This window comes from Paenibacillus sp. J2TS4, from assembly GCF_018403245.1.
In the GTDB taxonomy this organism is placed as follows: domain Bacteria; phylum Bacillota; class Bacilli; order Paenibacillales; family NBRC-103111; genus Paenibacillus_L.
Window position 1 is genome coordinate 122128 of record NZ_BOSH01000012.1, and the last position, 19633, is coordinate 141760.

The window sequence follows — 19633 nt, forward strand, 5'->3', positions numbered from 1 at the left end:
GCTGTGACACATTTCAAATGAATTTATGGGAAATCGCAACAAATACTAATAATTCCAGTTATTAATGACCTTATATATGGTAGAATAAGATGAATTTCGATCCAACGAATAAGAAGGTATTCCCTTGCCGCCAGATTTATTCGATTTTTGGAACCAGGTGACATAGGTGTTTTGACCTGTGTTTTCTTTGATTTTTTTTATTTTGGCAGGAAACCGTCGAAAGTTGTCGAATATATAGCATTTGGATTTTATTATTCGGAGAAAAATTGGAGGCATTGTTAGTATGAAGAAACGTGCAATTGTAATGTGGTTAGCTGTTTTTATCCTGGCGACGGTGTTGGCAGGATGCGGTAAGCAGGCGGAGAGTGAGCCGACCCCATCATCCAAGCCGGAGGGGGAGCAAAAAGAGGCCGCACCTGTATCTATGAGCATCGGTTTGTTGAAACTGACAAGCTCGGCGCCATTATTTATCGCGGTTGAAAAGGGGTTTTTTGAAGAGGAAAATATCGACGCTTCTTTGAAATGGTTCGATGCGGCTCAGCCGATCGCCGTTGCTACGGCTTCGGGGAGTGTTGATGTAGGAGCTACCGGAATTACGGCAAGCTTATATAATATGATCGCTGGCGGCCAGAAGCTGACCATCGTCGCGGATAAAGGAAGAGAAGAGAAAGGTTATTCCTCCTCGGCTTTGTTGGTTCCGGCTGATTCTGAAGTGCAAACCATTGCGGATCTCAAAGGGAAGAAAGTAGGGATTACCCAAACCGGCTCGACTTATCATTATATGATCGGCAGAATGCTGGAGAACCATGGCCTGACGCTTAAGGACATTGAACTGACTCCGCTGAACAGCATTAAAGGATTGATGGACAGCTTAAACAGCAAGCAAGTGGATGCGGTTCTGCTGAATGAACCGAACATTTCGGCTGTTCTTAAAGATGGATACGGAAAAGTGATTGCCCAGGTTGGTGATGAGATCCCCTATCAGACTTCCGGGATTTTCTACTCCCCGAAATTTGCCGAAGACAAGGATGCGGCTGTCCGTTTTCTGAAAGCTTATGCCAAAGCAACTCGTTATTACTATGACGCTGTGCTGGTTCAGGAAGACGGCAAAATTGTACCCGGCGAAAACTATGATGAAGTGGTAAGCATTATCGCCAAATATACCGATCAGCCAGAAGAAAATATTAAAGCCGGACTTCCGTATATGGATCCGGACGGCCGATTGCTCGCAGAGGACATCCAGACGCAAATCGATTGGTATGCCAAGGAGAAGCTGATTGAGAAAGCTGTTGAAGCAAGCACAATCGTGGATACGGAGATGCTGGAGCAAGCGTTAAAAGAATTAGGGAAGTGACCGCAATGAGAGTTGTAATCGAGAATGTGGAGAAGAAATTTATAGACTCCAAAAAGCGGGAAGTAACCGCACTGCAAAATATTAATTTTGCCATCGAAAAACAAGAGTTTGTCGTTCTTGTCGGGCCCAGCGGGTGCGGCAAATCAACCTTGCTCAACATTGTGGGAGGGCTGCTCTCTCCCAGCAGCGGCTCGGTCTATTTCGAAGGAATTGAGACGGCGAAGGAGCCCAACCTCGGAATCGTATTTCAGGAAATCGCCTTGTTTCCGTGGCGGACGGTATACGAGAACGTTATTTTTGGGCTCGAGGAAAGAGGGGCCAGCAAGCAGGAGCAGCAGGAAAAGGGCCGGCATTACATCGACATGGTTGGCTTGAACGGATTCGAGACGGCCTTCCCGAAGCAGCTGTCCGGCGGGATGAAGCAAAGGGCAGGAATCGCGAGAGCGCTGGCGATCGAACCGGATCTGCTGCTGATGGACGAGCCATTCTCCGCTTTGGATGCCCAGACCCGTACATTAATGCAGGAAGAGCTGCTGACGATCTGGAACCGGACGAAGCTGAGCACGCTTTATGTAACTCATAATATCCAGGAAGCCGTCTATTTGGCGGACCGGGTCGTTGTCCTCTCCAGGCATCCGGGGAGGATCAAGGAAATTATTACTATTGATTTGCCAAAAATGGGCAGGGATCAGGAGAAGTACCGAAATCGGTTCGAGCAATATGCCGATCAAATCTGGCAGTTGATTCGCCACGATGCCCAAGAAGCGCTGAAAGAGGGGTAAGACGGTGAAAGAAAACAGACAATATATTAAAAATCGGGTAGCCTTTCTCGATCAGAAAATACCGGCTTACGCTTCCGCCATCGGTGTGGTTGGATTACTCGTCCTCTGGGAAATCATCTGCCAGCTCGGGCTGGTTTCACCGGTCGCCCTTCCGGCCCCATCCGCTATCGTCATGGCGGGTTGGGAGCTTCTGTCCAGCGGCGATCTGCACAAAAATTTGCTCGCCAGTTTATACCGAATAGGGATGGGCTACGCGATCGGATCAATCGTGGGCATTACGGTCGGATTGCTGCTCGGCTTCTCCAAGTGGGCCGACGCGATTGTTTCGCCTATTGTCTACTCGATCTATCCCATTCCTAAGATTGCTCTCTTGCCCTTAATTATTCTCTGGTTCGGAATTGGAGAATTGCCTAAAGTATCGATTATCGCTCTAGGGGTATTTTTCCCGGTCGTTATTAATACTTTCTCCGGAGTCAAGAATGTCGACCCTATTCTCATTAAGGCGGCGGTAACTTTTGGCTCCAATCATTTTAATGTCATTCGCAAGGTGATTCTTCCGGGTTCCCTGCCGATGATCTTTGCCGGACTGAAGCTGTCCGCCGGTACTTCGCTGCTGCTGCTGGTAGCTGCGGAGATGATTGCGGCGCAGCAAGGCTTGGGCTCGATGATCAATCATTACGGGAACCTGATGCTGACGACCAAGCTTATGGTCGGAGTCGTTATTCTATCGCTGTTAGGGGTATTCTTTAACCGCAGTCTGCAGTGGGTGGAGAAAAAGCTTCTCCCCTGGAAATAACTTGTCCCTTGCGGGGGATTTCATAGGATCGTTTGGCCGGCGCTCACGGATGAGCCGCCGGTCTTTTTCTTGTTATTTCGCAGGCGGTTATGGACTGCTTCTCGCATAACCTTCAAGGCGTCCCCTGTTTTTACCTGCCTTGATCGGGGTTGAATCATGATACAATTAACATTGGTGAGAGCTATGAACTATGAACCTATGCTTCCGGCTAATCAATATAAGCCGTTCGATGACCCCGCCTTTTTATTCGAGCCGATGGTAGACGGACGTCGATTATTACTGGTTTACCAAAAAGGCAAGGCACGGCTGTTCACTCGTTACGGACATGATATTACCCATCGTTATCCGGAGCTTGCGAGAGTTCCGGCAGATGAGGATGTCATCCTGGACGGGGAAATAGCGTGTATCGATAGAGAATCGGGGCACCCTGATTTTAATTTGACCCGGGAAAGAGGCCGTTTGAATAATCAAGCTCAAATTGAATACGCCCGGGATCATTTTCCGGTGCGGTATTTTTTATTTGACATCTTGCAGCGGGGGGAGCAGGATTTAAGGAAGCTTCCATTAGTAGAAAGAAAAAAACATCTGCACGAAACGATAACGGATAATGACTTTTTTTGCAAAATGAAATATGTAGATGGGTACGGGACCGCTTTATTTGAGGCAGCGGCAGAAAGCTCCGTGGAAGGAATTGTTGCCAAGCGCAAGGACAGCCTCTACACAGCCGGTGAATCTTCGGATTGGCGGCAAATTGTTTGCTACAGAACCGAAGAGGTCTATGTGACCGGCTACTGCAAGCGGGGCTCCGGTTGGTTAGTCGGCGTTCCAAATGCGAACGGAAAAATCCGACCGGCGGGAATAGTCGGCACGGATATTATGACTTCGGAGCGTTCGTTCTTCCTTCAACAGGCTAGAGAACGATATGCCGGGGAAGACCATCAATTCGTCTATTTAAAACCCGGGATAGAAGCGAAATTAACTTTTCGCGGCTGGACCCGGGAAGGAAGGGTGCGCGATGCCGTCTTTATGGAGCGGGCCGGGGCGGAGAACGATGGCGATCCGGTTACGATAAAAATATCGTAAAGGTCATCTCTTGCATCCCTTTATCAGGTAAGCAATAATAGAGAGGATTGGAACAACCGGATGAAAGAGTGAAACTTAGTGGAGATAAGCAAAATATCGAATCGTAAAATATATGAGGAAATCGCGGACCAGATTAAAAAGCAAATTGTCGGGGGAGGGCTGCCGCCCGGGACGAAGCTTCCTTCGACCAGGGAATTGTCCGAAAGCTACCAGGTCGGAAGATCGACGGTCCGAGAAGCGCTTAGCGCCTTGAAGGCCATGGGATTAGTCGAAATCCGCCAAGGGGAGGGCAGCTATGTGCGCTGCTTTGATCCGGAGGATTTGGCCATGCCGGGTCTGGAGTCGATTCTGATGAGCCGGACGACCGTGCTGGAGCTGCTGGAAGCCCGCCAGTCGTTAGAAATATCCAATGCCGGGTTGGCCGCGACCAAACGGACGGAGGAGGATCTGCGCACCTTCGAATTCATCCTGTCCACGATGGAGGAGAATATCGGCAACGAGGAGGAAGGGGAGAAGTACGATCTGCTGTTCCACATGGCGCTTGCCCGGGCCACACATAATTCGATTATGGTCCGGCTGCTGGAGACGATCTCTTCTCAGGTCGAATTGGCGATTCGCGAAACCCGGAGACTGCAGCTATACTCGAAAACCTCCGCATCCAAGCGATTGTGGATGGAACATAAAGAAATCTACGAGGCGGTTCAAGCCGCCGATGCCAATCTGGCGCAGGACAAAATGAGGACCCATCTTTATCATGTCGAACAAGTGCTGATTCGCCATCTGCCCTCATAGCCAAAATTCGCACAGAGGGTTCGGCAGATTATAACGGACCCTACTGGAGCCTTTGGTGGGATAACCAGTCTTTGCTATTCTTTCGTATAACAAGGCCAGTCGGGCTTTATGATAAAAAGATAAATTTTTTTTAAAAAAATACTTTAAACTTTCCAACTTATCTGATAACCTGATAAGCAGATAGCCTAAACGAAAATCGTTGAAGAGAGAAGGAGTCATCATGATGAAAGTATCCTTGTTCATCACCTGTCTGGCAGATCAGCTTTATCCTCAAGTTGGGGAAAGTGTTGTACGCTTGCTGCAGCGTTATGGTTGCGAGGTAGATTTCCCGGAAGGGCAAACATGCTGCGGTCAGCCGGCTTTTAACAGCGGTTATCAGGACGAAGCCAGGGAAGTGGCCCGCTCGATGATCCGCGCTTTTGAACACAGTGATTACGTAGTCTCTCCCTCGGGATCCTGTACAGGAATGATCCATCACTATTATCCGTACCTGTTCAAGGATGAGCCGGAATGGTTTCATAAAGCGGAAGCGCTTGCAGCGAAAACCTACGAGTTTTCCCAATTTTTAGTTAATGTTCTGGGAATTAATGATTTGGATGCCGAGTTTTCGGCGAAGGTTACGTATCACCCGTCTTGCCATGCGATGAGATTGCTCGGAGTGAGGAACGAGCCGCTGGAGCTGTTGAAGAATGTCCAGGGAATGGAATATATCGATCTTCCTTATAAAGAGGATTGCTGCGGATTCGGAGGAACCTTCGCTGTGAAGATGGCGGATATGTCCGAAGCGATGGTATGCGAGAAGGCAGCCAACGTATGTAAGTCTAACGCCGAAGTGCTGGTTGGCACCGATATGGGGTGCTTGATGAATATCGGGGGGCGGCTGCAAAAAGAAGGGAAGCCGGTTCGCGTCATGCATTTAGCCGAGCTGCTGGAGGAAGGAGTGAAGCGGAATGAGCGAAAATCGCAATAAAGCAACGGCAGTGGCGGAGGAAGGAATTGGTTCCGGTCTCCACAGACGAACGGAGGAAGCGCTCTCCAATCCGTTTCTGCGCAAAGCCGTCGCTTTTACAACCGATAAACTGCGCAGCGGCCGGCTTCAGGCGATGGAGGACTTCGGCAGTTGGGAAGAGTGGAGAGAGCGGGGCCGAGCCATCCGGGAGCACACGATCAGCCACCTGGATTACTATCTGAATCAGTTTGCCGACAATGTCGTCCGAGCTGGAGGTCATGTTCATTTCTGTCAAGAGGCCGGGGAAGCGGTCAAAACTTTTCTCGATATTGCCAAGAAGCATCAGACGAAGCTTGTAGTCAAAGGGAAATCCATGGTATCCGAGGAAATCCATTTAAATCAACATTTGGCGGAGGAAGGAATAGACGCGATCGAAACGGACTTGGGAGAGTATATCCTGCAGCTCGCTAAAGAGACTCCCTCGCATCTGATCATTCCGGCGATTCATAAAAATAAAGAGCAAATTGCCGACTTGTTCACCGAAGATTCCGGCCAGCCGATGGCTCCGGAAACGTCCACCTTGGCCCAATATGCCAGGCAGAAGCTGCGACAGTACTTTCTGGAGGCGGGCATCGGTTTGACCGGATGCAACTTCGGCGTAGCGGAATCCGGCTCGATCACTCTTGTGTCCAATGAAGGGAACGGCCGGATGGTCTCTACGGTTCCGAAGGTTCATGTCGTCATTATGGGCATGGAGCGGCTTGTGCCGACGTTCGAGGATTTGGAGGTCGTGCTTAATCTGCTGGCGCGCAGCGCTACCGGTCAAAAGCTGACCGTCTATACCTCCATTCTGACCGGCCCAAAGCAGCCGCAGGATCTCGACGGCCCCGAGGAGCTTCATGTCATCGTACTGGACAACGGACGATCGGCGCAGCTCGGGGACCCGGTCTTCCAGGAGGTGCTTCATTGCATTCGCTGTGCGGCATGTCTGAATGTTTGCCCGGTTTACCGACACATCGGCGGGCATTCGTATGGATCGGTTTACAGCGGTCCTATCGGAGCAGTGCTGACGCCGCTTCTCAAGCAAGACATGAAAGAGGCGGGGGAGTTGGCTTACGCGTCCAGTTTATGCGGGGCCTGTTATGAAGCTTGTCCGGTCAAAATCCCGCTACACGACATGCTGGTTCAATTGCGCAATCGCAAGGTGAAGCTGAAGATGACTCCTTGGGCGGAGCGGATGGCATTCAAGACGTTCCAAACCGCATTTGGCAGTGTAAAAGTATATCGGATGGCTACGAAAGCCGCTTATTATTTGCAAAAGCCCTTCGGAAGCAACGGCATTATCCGCAATGGACCGGGACCGCTGGCTGGCTGGACGCAATCGCGTTTCTTCCCGATGAAGCCTAAGCTGTCCTTCCGGGATAAGTGGCAGACGCTTCAACAGGAAATGAAAAGAGCACAGGCAGATGAGAAGAAGGCTGCGCCTCCGGCTCAGAGTCCTGCTGCGAGTAAACCAAGCAGCGATCAAACAGCAGACACAGGGAGGGAGCGGTCATGAGTCAAGCGGGAACGATGACAGGGCGAGATGAATTTATGCGGCGGATTGCCGGACGACTGGGGCGCACCGAGCCGCTGTCCACCGCCCCGCAGCGTACGAGCCAAGGGGTTCCGGAGTTCTATGGAGATCTGCGCCTCAACAAGGAAGAAAAGCTGCAAATGTTCATTCGCAATTGGACAGCCCTGACGGGCAAAGTGTGGGTGGTGCCGCGGGAGGAAGCCCAGAGCGGGATCCGGCAGTGCTTGCAAGAGGTACTGGTGGAGCAGGGCGTTACGAAAGTTTCCCGTTGGGATCATCCTCAGCTTAATCGCCTGGAGTTGGATTCATGGTTGGCGGAGGAAGGGGTGAAAGTCGTCCCCTGGTCTGGTGACCAACCGGCCAACGGGGGGACAGACCCGGCCCATGAATGGAAGCCCGCTACACATGCCTCCGGCCCTAACTGGGCTCAGCGAAGCGCCTTGCTCCGGCAAACGGAGCAGTGCCAGCTTGGGATGGTCTGGCCAGAATACGCCGTGGCCAACTCGGGCACGCTGGTGCTGCTTTCTCAAGGGGGCAGCGGCCGTTCAGTCAGTTTGCTGACCAACATTCTGTTCGCGGTATTTCATGCGGATCAGCTCGTCTCGCGGATGGGTGAAGCGTTCGCCGGCATCCGGGAGGCTTATCCGGGCATGAAGGATTTGCCTTCCTCCATTAACCTGATCACCGGTCCTAGCCGGAGTGCAGATATCGAGAATGATTTAACGATAGGTATTCATGGACCGGGCAAGGTATGCGCCGTCATATTGGAATGAATGAGAATTAAATTGTTTGTAAAGTGACTTTACAAAAAATGGATATTGATAGACAATAATAGGGAAGAAATCAGGAAGGAGTGATTCGATGTCTAAAAAGATTCTGATCATTACCGGAGATGCAGCCGAGTCTTTGGAGGTATACTACCCCTATTATCGGCTGTTGGAGGAGGGATGGGAAGCCGTGATTGCTTCACCAACCCAGAAGGTACTTCATACTGTCGTTCATGATTTTATTGGTTGGGATACGTACACGGAGAAGCAAGGCTACTTGTTGGAATCGCATGTGGCATTCGATCAGGTGAAGCCAGAGGAGTTCAACGGACTCATCATTCCCGGTGGACGGGCACCTGAATATATCCGACTGGACAAGCATCTTCCCCACATTGTAGGCCACTTCTTTGAAACTAACAAGCCGGTCGGGGCCATCTGCCACGCGGCTCTGGTTCTGAATGCATTGGAGGATAAGGGTGTTTTTGCAAATCGTACTATGACAGCTTATTCCGCCTGCCGTTATGACGTCGAGAGCTTAGGCGCGACCTATACGACCGAGACGCTGCATGTCGACGGCAATCTGGTATCGGGTCATGCCTGGCCGGATTTACCCGGATTTATGCGGGAATTTTTGAAGCTGGTCCGAGGATAAAATTTATTAAATAGAGGCCGCTTCTTATCGGAGCGGCTTTTTGCTATGTGCTCGCAACATTTAAGCGCGTTACATACTGCAGAGCGAGAGCTTAATAATATTCCAACTAGATTAGACAATTTCTTTACGGATCATTTTCCATTCCTTCTCATAGGATTAGAGTAGAACCTTCTTATTTGGGAAAGGGGTGTGAACGGGATGGTCCTTTTCATCGTGATCATGCTTTTGTGCTTCGGATTCCTCGGTCTGTTATGTGTAGTGCTGTTGAAGGGGTTAAAAAAAGACTCTTACGAGCATGACGTCCGGAATCTATGGGAAGCTAATGATATCGATAAATCCAAAATAGATTATGACAAGTGAAAAATTTCGGTCAAATCCAATGACAGCTTCCGTCTGCTATCCGTATGCACGCAATGAAGACCGGGCCTCCAGCCTGACAGGAGCCCGGTCTTCCGACTTAAAAGAGCTAATTAACGGTGCGCATTTACCATTAAGCCGCTTAGTTGCTTATCTTCCATTGTTAAAGGGAGCCTCTCTCTTTAACGTAATATCACCGATAATCGGCAGATGATCGGAGGACAACGAAGGAATGGTTGATTTATTTAGCAGCTCCGCAGACTCCGACAGGAAAATATAATCTATTCTTACTCGGGGAAGGTTAGCTGGAAAAGTATAGGCATCGTTCTGATCGGAGAATCCGTCTTGATAAAGCGTCTTCATCAGGTTAATTTCTTCACTCGCCGGATCGGCATTGAAATCGCCAGTAATAATGGTAGTCCGATCGTATTGGCCGGTAATGGCAAGAATCTCATCTATCTGAGCGAGCCGCTGCTCCAACGTCAAGCCGAGATGGGTGGTATAGAACTGAACATGATTTCCCTTAACATTAATGGTGGTTTCCAGCAAACCCCGCTGCTCTGCGCCAAAGCTGCTTAGCAGATGGTTTTGTGATTGAATGATCGGGTATTTGCTCAGCACCGCCGTTCCGTATTGCCGCCGCTTTCCGCCCGGCTCTAACGGATCTCTATCGAGATTGGCTGCATACCTGTAATGCATCCCAAGAGCTTCTGCAAGCTTCTTGGCCTGATCCTCGAAATCGCTTCTGGCGGAGTAATGCCTGTCCACTTCTTGCAGTCCGACGATATCCGCCCCCGAATCCCGGATGACGCTCGCTATCCGTTCCAAATCAAGCACTCCATCCATCCCTACGCCATGTCGGATGTTAAACGACATGACTTTTACCGTTACTTCTTTGCCTCTGGCCATCTCAGAGGGACGATCATAGTTGCTTTCGGAAGCGCCGGCTGTCGTAGTCAAAGTAACGAAAATCGATAGAATTAATAGAATAGCGGATAATTTCCTCCATTTCACATTCCATCATCCTTTCTAAGCGTTTCAATAATGGGCACTTCGTTCGAAAACCGGCTGTCCTCCTTCCTTATAAGATCCTATCATCGTCGCTGTATCGTATCGTATGTATTCTAATTATAGCTTAGGGCATTTATTTGAATATAGTAGAAAGCTACTAATTTTAGCACAGAAGAAAAACCCCACAAGCAACGCAGCAGGCATTGCTTGTGGGGTTATCGTTAGAGTCTGAACGTTCGATCCCTATCAGCTTATCTAGCTGTTTAATATAGCATCGATCCGCTCCAGTTCTTCGGCGCTGAACTGAAGATTCCGGATGGTGGCGACATTTTCCTCGATTTGGCTGACCCGGCTTGCGCCGATTAAGGCGGAGGTTACTCTGCCTTTCCGCAGCACCCACGCCAGAGCCATCTGGGCCAGCGATTGCCCGCGTTCCGCAGCTATTTCCGCCAAGCGGCCAACTTTGAGTACTTTGTCTTCCGTTACGTCTTTTTCTTTGAGAAACGTATTCTCCTTCGCTGCCCGAGAATCGGCAGGAATTCCTTGCAAATATTTATTCGTCAGCAGTCCTTGGGCTAACGGGCAAAAAGCAATGCAGCCAGTGCCGCCGTCTTGAAGCACATCCTGCAAACCGTCCTCAATCCAACGGTTGAACATAGAATAGGAGGCTTGATGGATCAGAAGAGGAGTCCCTAATTCCTTCAGGATGCGAATCGCTTCTTTGGCTGTTTCCTCTCTGTAGTTAGATATGCCTACATAGAGCGCCTTGCCCTGACGGACGATTAAATCCAGAGCGGCCATCGTTTCTTCGAGCGGTGTATCCGGATCGGGCCGGTGATGATAATAGATGTCGACATAATCCAATCCCATCCGCTTCAAGCTTTGATCCAGACTGGCGACCAGATTTTTTTTGGAGCCCCATTCTCCATAGGGTCCCGGCCACATATAGAACCCGGCTTTGGTGGAGACGATGATTTCATCCCGATAGGCCCGCAAATCGGATTGCAGCACCCGTCCGAAGGTTTCTTCCGCGGAGCCTGCCGGAGGGCCGTAATTGTTAGCCAAATCGAAATGAGTAATCCCGAGATCGAATGCTTTCCAAATCATGGCTCTCGAATTATCGTAAACGTCAACTCCTCCAAAGTTATGCCACAGGCCTAATGAAATAGCCGGCAGCTTTAACCCCGAACGTCCGCACCGGTTGTAAGTCATTGTGGAATACCGGTTTTCACTGGGCAAATAATTCATCTTGTCTTCCTCCTCGTATAGTTGATCCCCTCTTTTTAAAATGATAGCTTATAACTAGTAGAATGGACAGGTGGAATTCTCCGATCGGCATGGGGTCGAATGGCGCATATGGACTAGACTAGACAAGTGTAAACGGCTGCCGCCGTCCTTTAACGGTGGGTTGACGTTTCGCGGTGAATTTGGAAAAGCTGCATTTAAAATGGCGGATTTTTGCTGATATCCCTCTTTTTGCTCAAAATAGATGGAGGTTTCCAGATTGTTGAAAAAGCATCTACGTGGCTTGTATGCGCTATCCACCGGGCCCCTTGCATAGTCGAATAGACGTAGAAATGAGCGAAAGATGGATGCGAACAACTACGGTTTGTACGAAATATCATACAGTCGGACATGCGTCTGCCGCGAAGGTTTCACTTTTGTATGAATAATCGTACAAATGGGCACGCCCGTTCCGTGAAAGGGTCTTCTTTGTACGAAATATCATACAAATTAGCTATCAATAGGTCTCGAAGATCCGCATTTGTACGAATAATCGTACAAATGAATACACAAGATCCGTGAACCGATTTTTTCAACGCTCTGAAGAAATCCATTTAGATCCCCAGTAGGAGTTTCTCCCTATTCAAAAAGATGGATTTATCATTATAAGAAGAGGTGTGCATGATGAAGCTTCCCGTATTGACTAATGAATGGGTGGAAAGGCTGGAGCAATCCGAGATCGGGTACATGGTCTCCAGAATGAATGCGATCCGGGAACGGGAAGGAAATCCCGAAGGGGTGGAGATGGCGTCCTTTGGGGGCGCAACCGCCTTTTACAGCCGAACGATGCCTTGGCCGCAATTTAACACGGTCAAAGGAATAACTTCTCAAGAAATAGGGAGGCTGGACGATATCCTCGCTTTTTACCGAGAGAGGGATCGGGCGTGCCAATTCGAGATTGTTCCCGGAAGAGTCGATGGGCACTTGCTGGAAAGTCTGGCCGCAAGAGGATTCTATCAGCGATCTTTTCACAGTACGATGTATGGGCTGACGGAGGAGAAGCTTGAGAATCAGAGCGAAGGTCTCCCTGTCCAGGAGCTTCGGAAAGAAATAGGCGCAGGAACGGACTTCGAGGAGGGTCTGGAAGAGGAGAGTGGCGGAATTAGCATTCGCAAGCTGCGGTCGGATGAATTTCTTTTGTACGGGGAGTTGCATTGTCTCGGAACAGGCCTTTCCGCAGATGGAGCGCCTTATGTTGCGGAGAATAACCGGGTGCTTTACGGGCGGCCCGGCTGGTCGTTCTTTATCGGTCAGGTGGACGGCATACCTGCGGGAGTCGGCGTTATGTATGCCCAAGGAAATATCGCATCCTTGACATTTGCCGCTACCTTGCCGGACTATAGACGAAGGGGACTGCAAAGCGCTCTTATTCTCCGGCGGATGCGCGAAGCGCGCCAGCTCGGCTGTTATTTGGTTGTCGGTCAAGCAGCGTATGCTTCCAGCAGCCAGAATAACATGGAGAGAGCCGGGATGCGGTTGGCTTACTCCAGGGCTACATGGGTAAAGCGCTGAGCTGCTTGGAAGGAAGGAAATTTGCTGTGAAGGATTATGCTCGATAAATAAAAGAGCGCATTAATTGAGCTGTAAATGTTAGAGTATGGAATTAATGAAAACGCATGACGGAATGAAGAGCATTCCTCTGGAAAAGATAGATGCGCACGAAAGGAGGGGGGAGATGAAGCGTTGGGCATGGGGGATGGTGCTGGCGGCTGTCTTGATGGCTGTCGGAGCAGCAGGCTGCGAGACGGACGAAGCAGGAATCATTATGACCGAATATCGGCTTCCTCAAGGAAAGGACGGGATGGATAGAATATTGCGAATCCGAATGGCTCACGGAACGATCGATCGTACGGATAGAGGAGGCGAATCGATTGAAACCGGTTCAGGGCAATTTCTGCTGGAAGTGACGGATGCGGAGGGCCGGTTAGTATCGCAGTTGGATCTTAATGAACGATTCGGTCAAGAAATTCTGTCCTTTGATCGGAATTTTAAGCTTGTATCTGACGATTACAATGATGATAGCGTTCCCGATTTTGCGATCGGCCGCCCGCTCAATCCGGGAATATCCGAGTACAGGCTGTTTACGTTCCAGGACGAGGAAGGACTGGTTGAGCTTGAAGTACAGGAATCTGCCGAAGCGGGAATTGTTCAAGACGGGGAGGAGCTATCTATTCGATTGGATAGAATAGAGGGCGGCTTTGTCGGAACTTGGACTGAACCCGAGCAATCGGAGCCGGATAAGACTTATTATATATGGAAGGACGGCGTCTTCGAGCCTTATAAAAATGAGGATGAAGCGTATCGCGAAGGCATGCTGGTGCGTCTGGAGCAAAATTCCATTCCCCATTGGGAAGCGGCTTACCCCGAAACGAACAAACGCTTGCACTTGGGCCATCATCAGGAGCAGGTAAAGGAAATCTTCGGCGAGCCTTCCTTTCGAGAGCTTGTCAGAGACCCGACGGGAGTTAGCTTGCATGCCGAAGTATGGCGTTATGAAAGTGATCAGGCGCAGATGACCGTTACGTGGTCGGAGGAGCAGACCGTATCCGAGTATATGATAGCTTATCCAATGAATACGGATATTTCCCGAACACAAATTTACAAGGTGAATTCTTATCTGCAAGACTATACGACAGAGACCAAGCTGCCTCTGATCCCAACCCTCTCGCCTGAAATGGAGTGGAATTTCGAGAGTGAGCTGCCGTTCAACTACTTGATCGGCAAGGCGGGAAAGACCCTGCTCGTGTTGGGCGACGATGGTTGGATAAGCGGGTATCACGACGACACGACCTTGTATGGGATTCATGAAGAAACAGGGGACGTGATGTGGAAGGCCGAGGGCAAGTATGCAGGCGTTCAATACGCGATTTCCGAGGATCGCCGCCATGTTGCTGTTATGACCCAATTGAACCCGGAAACGATGGAGCACGAAATTAGACTGCGCTATCTGGATTCCGAGACGGGACAATTGCTGTGGGAGAAGAAGTGGGCGGAGAGCGACGCCTGGCTAAGCGGAGCTCAGGGGGTGCTGGCTGTTGGCCTGGGAAATCCGGATAAGGAGTGGACTCTGCTTGGGCTTAAGGAGACGAATGGCGAGCGATTGTGGACACGAACGATGTCTCCGCAGGAACGGATGTATTCGGATTCCTTTGCCAAACCGGTCATTCTGGTTGGACTGGACCAAGAAATGACCGCTTATGATCCATGGACCGGAAAATTCGTATGGAGTAGAAAACGCGATGCGGAGCCATATCGATCTTACACTTTTACTCATCCTGCCATAGACAAGGTGAGTGCGGATTATCGAAATATGCAGGCTTCCGAGAAGGAGGAACGCTGGTTTCAGATTGAGGATCAATATGAACTGATCGATTTGGCCACGGGTCAGACGCAAGCCTCCGTTCCTTATGATAAGGGAACTTATATTTCTTTAGTAAATTCAGATTCGATGTTGATTCATCGATCCGATGATGCGATTTTTTGGCGGGGAGAGGGATTTGGAACGGTATGGCACGACATTTCGGATAATAAACCGCGATGGGAAACCGAAGGGAAGCTGATTACCGGGACGTTAGATGGAGATATACTATATGGCTATATCAATGACCGACTGACCGCCGTCAATCGCAGCAGCGGGGAGATCATCTGGACAGCGAGCTATACTTGGAAAGATATGAATCTGGGAGTAGACGGGGTTCCCTACCCGAATAAACGTCCCATCCTCTATCAGAATTATTTGGTGCTGCCGGCGGAGGGCTCTGTCTACTTGGCGAGCAAGGAGACCGGGGAATTGCTTGGCCGCATCGAAGGAGCAATCGTAACCAGTGCGGAAGGAAGGGAGCTGCAGACGGCTTATGGAATGGCGGACAGCCATGCCGGCAAGCTGTGGCTGGGCTCGGCCAACGGCACCTTTCGTTCAGTGAAAATCAAATAACTGTGCACAATAACCATATTGTTCCACTGTGCTATCCTTTATGTTATAATCACTCTAATTATCAAAGGCGTGCGTGACTGGCGAATGAAGTGGGGAACCACGGGGGAGCGTACGAACATATAGTGCCGTTCGCCTGGGCAAAGTATTTGAACTCCGGTTCAAATACTTTTTCTTTTTTCTAATAAGAGTCTGGGAGGAATGGAACGATGGGACAATGGTTACATGCGAAGGAGGCGGCGGAATCTATCCGCCGTTCGATTGCGGAGAACGCAGGGAGAATACGGGAGCAGCAGGGAACTGAAATCAAAATGGCGGTCGTTCTGGTGGAAGGAGACCCGGCTTCCTTGGCTTATGCGAAGGCCAAGCAGCGATGGGCCGCCAGACTCGGCATCGGATTCGATTGGGTGCGGCTTAATCCTGACGTTACCGAGGAAGAATTGATTATGAGGATCCATGCGTTGAATTCGGACGTTACGGTCCACGGCATACTGTTAGAACTGCCCCTGCCCCACCATTTGTCCGCCCGAACAGTCATCGAAAAGATTGCACCGTGGAAGGACGTTGACGGATTGACTTCTGGCAACCGAATGGCTAACCAGACCGGCGCACCCGGACTATACCCGGCCACGCCCCTATCCTGTGTGAGGCTGCTGGAGCATTACGGATATGCTTTGGAGGGGAAGCACGCCGTAGTGGTGGGCCGCGGAGAGACGGTGGGAATGCCTCTGCTTCATCTGCTATTGCGCAATAACGCTACCGTAACCGTCTGTCATTCCCGTACTCCGGATTTGTCCGTCCCCCTTCGTCAGGCGGATTTTCTGTTTGCAGCGGCGGGGCGCCGGGGATTAATATCGGAAGAGTTGGTTCATCCTAATCTTGTAGCTATTGATGCGGGTATTAACGAAACGGAGGATGGGCAGTTGGCTGGAGACATTGCCCTCGAGGCGATAGGATCATTGAAAGCTATGTCACCGGTACCCGGTGGAGTCGGAACGCTCACGACCGCTATATTGTTTGAAAATTTGCTTAAAGCTTATGAAATGCAGCAGGGCCAAGAGCGGCTGCCAAAATAACAAGAGGAGGGGAGCAGCTATGTCTTCCATAATGAATCTGTCTGTACGCTCCTTTATCCAGGAGGCTTCATCGAGAACACCGACTCCGGGAGGCGGGAGCGTCGCAGCCCTAGTCGCCGCACTTGGGGCGTCCATGGCTTCGATGGTGGCTCACTTCAGCCAAGGCCCTAAGTATGCTTCCATTCAAGAAGAGATGGATGGGATTGTCACCCGAATGAAAGCCGATATGGATCAGTTCGAGGCCCTTCTCGAAGAGGATATCCGTTCGTTCGAAACATATATGGCCGCCTCCAGAATGCCCGCCCAAACCGAAGAGCTTAAACAAGCGAAAGACATTGCGCTGGCCTCCGCTTCCGTTCTCGCCACGGAGGTTCCGGTCAGGCTGCTGCGAAGATGTCTGGCCTCTCTGGAGACGATCGAGGACATAAGCGCCAGAGTGAACCGGAATGTGCTGTCTGATCTCGGAATCGCCGTCCATCTGCTGGAAGCAGCGGCGCGTTCTGCGATGATTACCGTAACTATTAATCTATCAGGCTTGAAGGACGATTCGTTGAGAGATAAATATGAAAGAGAGTGCGAACGAGCGATAATCCGGATAGAAGCGATCCGTGCCCAAATGCTGGCGGTCATTGACTCCCGCATTAATGAACTGGAGTAATTGTAAAATTCAAGAGAATCATGATGCCGCTGCCTGATCCGCAAGCTGGAGTGGGCAGAGAGAGAACAAAGAAGCACTCGGATAGGAGTGCTTCTTTGTTTAGGTATTCAGAATGGGCTGCTCAGATAGAAGCTGCTCCAAGTGCTTACAGCATGTATCCAAGTCTGTGACCTGCGACCAGTACAGCTTCAATTCCCCGCGAATTTGTCTCAATCGCTGTCCGGATAAGCCCATCTTGGAATGCAGGTGAAAGCTGGGAATGATCTCACGGTACAGTTGAAAATGGGAAGGCTCCGCGATCACTCGATGCTCGGCCGACCCGAGGCCATCGAGGTGAAATAGATGCATCTTTACCTTTATTTCACGGTAGTTGAGGCCATTGAATTGAAATAGATGCATGATTACCTTTATTTCGCGGTAGTTGGGGCCATCGAATTGAAATAGATGTATTATTGCCATTATTTCACGGTAGTTGAGGCCATCGAATTGAGATAGATGCATTGTTACCTTTATTTCACGGTACTTGAGGCTATCATGGTGAAATAGATGATACAACCCGGGATTATCAGGGCCAGGCTTGTACGTAATGTCAGCCCATTAATTCTTCCACCACTTTTTTTCCGGTGTCCTGCAATGCTTTTTCGTGGACTCTGACCTTGTGCGGTTCTTCCTTAATATAGTACTCGTAAGTAATTTTGCCGGGTACATTTTCGTTCGCCGCCAAAGGCATGGTCATTTGTCCCTCGTCAAAACGGGCCTTTAGCTTGACGTATTCATCCCGTATCTTCTGCTGCACTTCCTTGAATTGCTTCATATACAGTTCGGAGAAATGAAGCTCCTGCAGAGCAGTCTCGTCATGCTCCAGCATACCTTGAATAAAATCAAGAATAATAAAGTCTTTGATTAGCTGTTGTTGTTCCGGTGTCGGATTCATGGCTAACCCTCCTTTTTCATTTCTTTGGATAAGGTTCGGCCGGTGCCTCTCTTTAGCGATAATCTTTGCTACTCGCGCCGGTACATCGCAACTCTTTTAAAGTATTCGCAATGAAAAGCCGTTTTCCTTCCTTGGGCCGCATTTTTTCAAAAAGTAGAAAATATTTCTGCTGAAGCTTCACTTTTTAAGCTCGTGTTTTTCTATACAATATAAGTAGGTAAGTGCAGTGTTGGCCAGAAACATTACCCAAAAGGGAGGCGGAAATATGTTCATGCTTGGAATGAGCCTGCTGTCGTTTGCGGCCGTGGCCCTGCTTACACCTCTATTAATTTTAGCATTAAAAAGATTAAGACTTACACAGCCCATTCGCAAGGAATTGCCGGCGGGACAGCAGGCTAAGCAAGGAACTCCGTTAATGGCCGGGCTGATCCTTACGGTCGGGATATGGATCACTGTAGTTACCCAACACGAGCCGTTAGCTCGTCTGGCAGCTATGGCTTTTATTCTGTTTGGCGGGATTGGCTTCCTCGATGATTTCAAGAAGGCCTATTATCAGGACCCGTCTGGCTTGTCCGGCAGGATTAAATTGCTGTTGCAATTTATAGTAACCGGCTGGCTAATTTGGGAATGGGCTCGCATCTCTCCTCTCGATCCTACTCTTATTATAACTGATAAATTGGAGTTCTCGCTTCCCTTGGCGGGATACATAGTGATCGTCCTGTTGTTCATGGTTGGGACGGCGAATGCGGTCAACTTCACGGACGGAATGGACGGGCTGCTAATCGTTGCTTCCCTCCCTACTTATTTGTTTTTTTTCGCGGTATCGGATAGACAGGAAGTGCAAGCTTTTTGCTTGATTATGGTGGGCTGCTTGCTCGGGCTTCTTCTTTACAATGTACATCCGGCGAAAGCGTTCATGGGAGACACCGGTTCGCTGGCTATCGGAGGGTCGCTGTCCTTTCTGGCCGTTATAGAGAAGGTGGAAATCCTGATTCCTGTTCTTTTTCTTGTCTATTTCGCTGAACAGCTGTCGGTGATCCTTCAGGTTTGGTACTATAAGCGAACCCGGCTCAGATTATTCCGGATGGCCCCAATCCATTACCATTTCAGTCTGAAATACAGTTGGAAGGAGCCGCAGATCGTCCTGTTGTTCGGGGCGGTGTCGTTCGCGTGTGCCTTAATTTGCTGGGTATATGTCGTCCTGTTGTTTCCGCAAGGCGCCTAGCGCAGCAGGGACGAGTCCCCTCTATTTATGATTTATGACAAAGTAATGAACTTTCTCCTGTACGAGTTAGCCGGGGGAGGCTGCATATTCCTTTTTCGGTTGCAATAGGGTAGACTGGTAGATAGATAAAAACGATAATTATGTGAAATGAGGGGAATAACGATGAAGCTGGAATCGGAAAAATCTAGCAATCAGTTTAACGGATTAGGGTTAATTGTCTTTCTGGTTGTTGTTTTGTTGGCTTCACCGATGATTTATTTTCTTATTCAAATGATGCTTGGCAACGAGCACGTGTTTCTTAAAGAGGGAGTCCATTATTAAACTCAGCTTAGTGTTCCAGTTCTATGGGGGCCTATCTATATTAAGGAATAATAGAGGTTCGGAGGGCGCTTACCTTCGGAAGATG

The 19633-nt window shown here is 49.7% G+C and carries 20 protein-coding genes and 1 riboswitch; of the genes, 16 read left to right on the forward strand and 4 right to left on the reverse strand.

Translation table 11 applies throughout. The features are described 5' to 3' along the window. Positions 1-283 precede the first annotated feature (283 nt). From KJS69_RS22025 to KJS69_RS22070, 10 genes are all read left to right on the forward strand, one after another. Positions 284-1354: an ABC transporter substrate-binding protein gene (locus KJS69_RS22025; RefSeq protein WP_213585945.1), complete on the forward strand. Its 1071-nt coding sequence runs from the start codon at positions 284-286 to the stop codon at positions 1352-1354. 5 nt (positions 1355-1359) lie between these two features. Continuing rightward, a complete protein-coding gene (locus KJS69_RS22030) occupies positions 1360-2136 on the forward strand; it encodes an ABC transporter ATP-binding protein (RefSeq protein WP_213585946.1) in 777 nt (258 codons plus the stop codon). Positions 2137-2140: 4 nt separating this feature from the next. Next, a complete protein-coding gene (locus KJS69_RS22035; protein ID WP_213585947.1) occupies positions 2141-2932 on the forward strand; it encodes an ABC transporter permease in 792 nt (263 codons plus the stop codon). A gap of 156 nt (positions 2933-3088) precedes the next feature. Then, positions 3089-4015: an ATP-dependent DNA ligase gene (locus KJS69_RS22040; protein WP_213585948.1), complete on the forward strand. Its 927-nt coding sequence runs from the start codon at positions 3089-3091 to the stop codon at positions 4013-4015. A gap of 78 nt (positions 4016-4093) precedes the next feature. Then, the gene (locus KJS69_RS22045) at positions 4094-4807 is read left to right on the forward strand and encodes a FadR/GntR family transcriptional regulator (protein ID WP_213585949.1); all 714 of its coding nucleotides are present in this window, start codon (positions 4094-4096) and stop codon (positions 4805-4807) included. 223 nt (positions 4808-5030) lie between these two features. Continuing rightward, entirely contained in the window at positions 5031-5777 is a 747-nt protein-coding gene (locus tag KJS69_RS22050) for a (Fe-S)-binding protein (RefSeq protein ID WP_213586020.1), read from the forward strand. After that, positions 5758-7314: a LutB/LldF family L-lactate oxidation iron-sulfur protein gene (locus KJS69_RS22055; protein WP_213585950.1), complete on the forward strand. Its 1557-nt coding sequence runs from the start codon at positions 5758-5760 to the stop codon at positions 7312-7314. The genes KJS69_RS22050 and KJS69_RS22055 overlap by 20 nt, the downstream gene beginning before the upstream one ends. Then, a complete protein-coding gene (locus KJS69_RS22060) occupies positions 7311-8105 on the forward strand; it encodes a LutC/YkgG family protein (RefSeq protein ID WP_213585951.1) in 795 nt (264 codons plus the stop codon). The genes KJS69_RS22055 and KJS69_RS22060 overlap by 4 nt, the downstream gene beginning before the upstream one ends. A gap of 88 nt (positions 8106-8193) precedes the next feature. Beyond that, positions 8194-8751 carry a DJ-1/PfpI family protein gene (locus tag KJS69_RS22065; protein WP_213585952.1) on the forward strand — a complete coding sequence of 186 codons (558 nt, stop codon included), beginning with the start codon at positions 8194-8196 and terminating at the stop codon, positions 8749-8751. Between the two features lie 198 nt (positions 8752-8949). Then, positions 8950-9111, forward strand: a complete 162-nt coding sequence (locus tag KJS69_RS22070) for a hypothetical protein (RefSeq protein ID WP_213585953.1) — start codon at positions 8950-8952, stop codon at positions 9109-9111. A gap of 147 nt (positions 9112-9258) precedes the next feature. On the opposite strand, the gene KJS69_RS22075 is transcribed toward KJS69_RS22070, so the two are convergent. Beyond that, on the reverse strand, positions 9259-10122 hold the full coding sequence (locus tag KJS69_RS22075) for an endonuclease/exonuclease/phosphatase family protein (RefSeq protein ID WP_249730657.1): 864 nt from the start codon (positions 10120-10122) through the stop codon (positions 9259-9261). 252 nt (positions 10123-10374) lie between these two features. After that, positions 10375-11367 (reverse strand): L-glyceraldehyde 3-phosphate reductase, encoded by a 993-nt coding sequence (gene mgrA / locus KJS69_RS22080; RefSeq protein ID WP_213585954.1) that lies wholly within the window; start codon positions 11365-11367, stop codon positions 10375-10377. A gap of 657 nt (positions 11368-12024) precedes the next feature. On the opposite strand from mgrA, the gene KJS69_RS22085 reads away from it, so the two are divergent. The 4 genes from KJS69_RS22085 to KJS69_RS22100 all read left to right on the forward strand — a co-directional run bounded on the left by KJS69_RS22085 (position 12025) and on the right by KJS69_RS22100 (position 17068). Next, the gene (locus tag KJS69_RS22085) at positions 12025-12915 is read left to right on the forward strand and encodes a GNAT family N-acetyltransferase (protein WP_213585955.1); all 891 of its coding nucleotides are present in this window, start codon (positions 12025-12027) and stop codon (positions 12913-12915) included. 163 nt (positions 12916-13078) lie between these two features. Beyond that, positions 13079-15337, forward strand: a complete 2259-nt coding sequence (locus tag KJS69_RS22090) for an outer membrane protein assembly factor BamB family protein (protein ID WP_213585956.1) — start codon at positions 13079-13081, stop codon at positions 15335-15337. A 63-nt stretch (positions 15338-15400) separates the two neighbouring features. Then, positions 15401-15483, forward strand: a riboswitch (ZMP/ZTP riboswitch). A 60-nt stretch (positions 15484-15543) separates the two neighbouring features. Next, entirely contained in the window at positions 15544-16410 is an 867-nt protein-coding gene (locus tag KJS69_RS22095; protein ID WP_213585957.1) for a bifunctional 5,10-methylenetetrahydrofolate dehydrogenase/5,10-methenyltetrahydrofolate cyclohydrolase, read from the forward strand. A 19-nt stretch (positions 16411-16429) separates the two neighbouring features. Then, positions 16430-17068: a cyclodeaminase/cyclohydrolase family protein gene (locus KJS69_RS22100; protein ID WP_213585958.1), complete on the forward strand. Its 639-nt coding sequence runs from the start codon at positions 16430-16432 to the stop codon at positions 17066-17068. 99 nt (positions 17069-17167) lie between these two features. Here the strand turns inward: KJS69_RS22100 and KJS69_RS22105 are convergent, their stop codons facing one another. After that, the gene (locus KJS69_RS22105; RefSeq protein WP_213585959.1) at positions 17168-17416 is read right to left on the reverse strand and encodes a hypothetical protein; all 249 of its coding nucleotides are present in this window, start codon (positions 17414-17416) and stop codon (positions 17168-17170) included. Positions 17417-17657: 241 nt separating this feature from the next. Beyond that, positions 17658-18002 (reverse strand): YhjD family protein, encoded by a 345-nt coding sequence (locus KJS69_RS22110; RefSeq protein WP_213585960.1) that lies wholly within the window; start codon positions 18000-18002, stop codon positions 17658-17660. Between the two features lie 271 nt (positions 18003-18273). Between KJS69_RS22110 and KJS69_RS22115 the strand changes: the two genes are divergently transcribed. Both KJS69_RS22115 and KJS69_RS22120 read left to right on the forward strand, forming a co-directional pair. Then, positions 18274-19227, forward strand: a complete 954-nt coding sequence (locus tag KJS69_RS22115) for a phospho-N-acetylmuramoyl-pentapeptide-transferase (RefSeq protein ID WP_374706702.1) — start codon at positions 18274-18276, stop codon at positions 19225-19227. Between the two features lie 162 nt (positions 19228-19389). Beyond that, positions 19390-19548 carry a hypothetical protein gene (locus KJS69_RS22120; RefSeq protein WP_213585962.1) on the forward strand — a complete coding sequence of 53 codons (159 nt, stop codon included), beginning with the start codon at positions 19390-19392 and terminating at the stop codon, positions 19546-19548. Positions 19549-19633 lie beyond the last annotated feature (85 nt).

What these genes read in the sequence shown, in the direction of transcription:
- KJS69_RS22025 (WP_213585945.1), top strand. Translation starts at nt 284, where the DNA reads ATGAAGAAACGTGCAATTGTAATGTGGTTAGCTGTTTTTATCCTGGCG.
- KJS69_RS22030 (WP_213585946.1), top strand. Translation starts at nt 1,360, where the DNA reads ATGAGAGTTGTAATCGAGAATGTGGAGAAGAAATTTATAGACTCCAAA.
- KJS69_RS22040 (WP_213585948.1), top strand. Translation starts at nt 3,089, where the DNA reads ATGATACAATTAACATTGGTGAGAGCTATGAACTATGAACCTATGCTT.
- KJS69_RS22050 (WP_213586020.1), top strand. Translation starts at nt 5,031, where the DNA reads ATGAAAGTATCCTTGTTCATCACCTGTCTGGCAGATCAGCTTTATCCT.
- KJS69_RS22055 (WP_213585950.1), top strand. Translation starts at nt 5,758, where the DNA reads ATGAGCGAAAATCGCAATAAAGCAACGGCAGTGGCGGAGGAAGGAATT.
- KJS69_RS22060 (WP_213585951.1), top strand. Translation starts at nt 7,311, where the DNA reads ATGAGTCAAGCGGGAACGATGACAGGGCGAGATGAATTTATGCGGCGG.
- KJS69_RS22065 (WP_213585952.1), top strand. Translation starts at nt 8,194, where the DNA reads ATGTCTAAAAAGATTCTGATCATTACCGGAGATGCAGCCGAGTCTTTG.
- KJS69_RS22070 (WP_213585953.1), top strand. Translation starts at nt 8,950, where the DNA reads ATGGTCCTTTTCATCGTGATCATGCTTTTGTGCTTCGGATTCCTCGGT.
- mgrA (WP_213585954.1), bottom strand. Translation starts at nt 11,367, where the DNA reads ATGAATTATTTGCCCAGTGAAAACCGGTATTCCACAATGACTTACAAC.
- KJS69_RS22085 (WP_213585955.1), top strand. Translation starts at nt 12,025, where the DNA reads ATGATGAAGCTTCCCGTATTGACTAATGAATGGGTGGAAAGGCTGGAG.
- KJS69_RS22090 (WP_213585956.1), top strand. Translation starts at nt 13,079, where the DNA reads ATGAAGCGTTGGGCATGGGGGATGGTGCTGGCGGCTGTCTTGATGGCT.
- KJS69_RS22095 (WP_213585957.1), top strand. Translation starts at nt 15,544, where the DNA reads ATGGGACAATGGTTACATGCGAAGGAGGCGGCGGAATCTATCCGCCGT.
- KJS69_RS22100 (WP_213585958.1), top strand. Translation starts at nt 16,430, where the DNA reads ATGTCTTCCATAATGAATCTGTCTGTACGCTCCTTTATCCAGGAGGCT.
- KJS69_RS22105 (WP_213585959.1), bottom strand. Translation starts at nt 17,416, where the DNA reads ATGCATCTATTTCACCTCGATGGCCTCGGGTCGGCCGAGCATCGAGTG.
- KJS69_RS22110 (WP_213585960.1), bottom strand. Translation starts at nt 18,002, where the DNA reads ATGAATCCGACACCGGAACAACAACAGCTAATCAAAGACTTTATTATT.
- KJS69_RS22115 (WP_374706702.1), top strand. Translation starts at nt 18,274, where the DNA reads ATGCTTGGAATGAGCCTGCTGTCGTTTGCGGCCGTGGCCCTGCTTACA.
- KJS69_RS22120 (WP_213585962.1), top strand. Translation starts at nt 19,390, where the DNA reads ATGAAGCTGGAATCGGAAAAATCTAGCAATCAGTTTAACGGATTAGGG.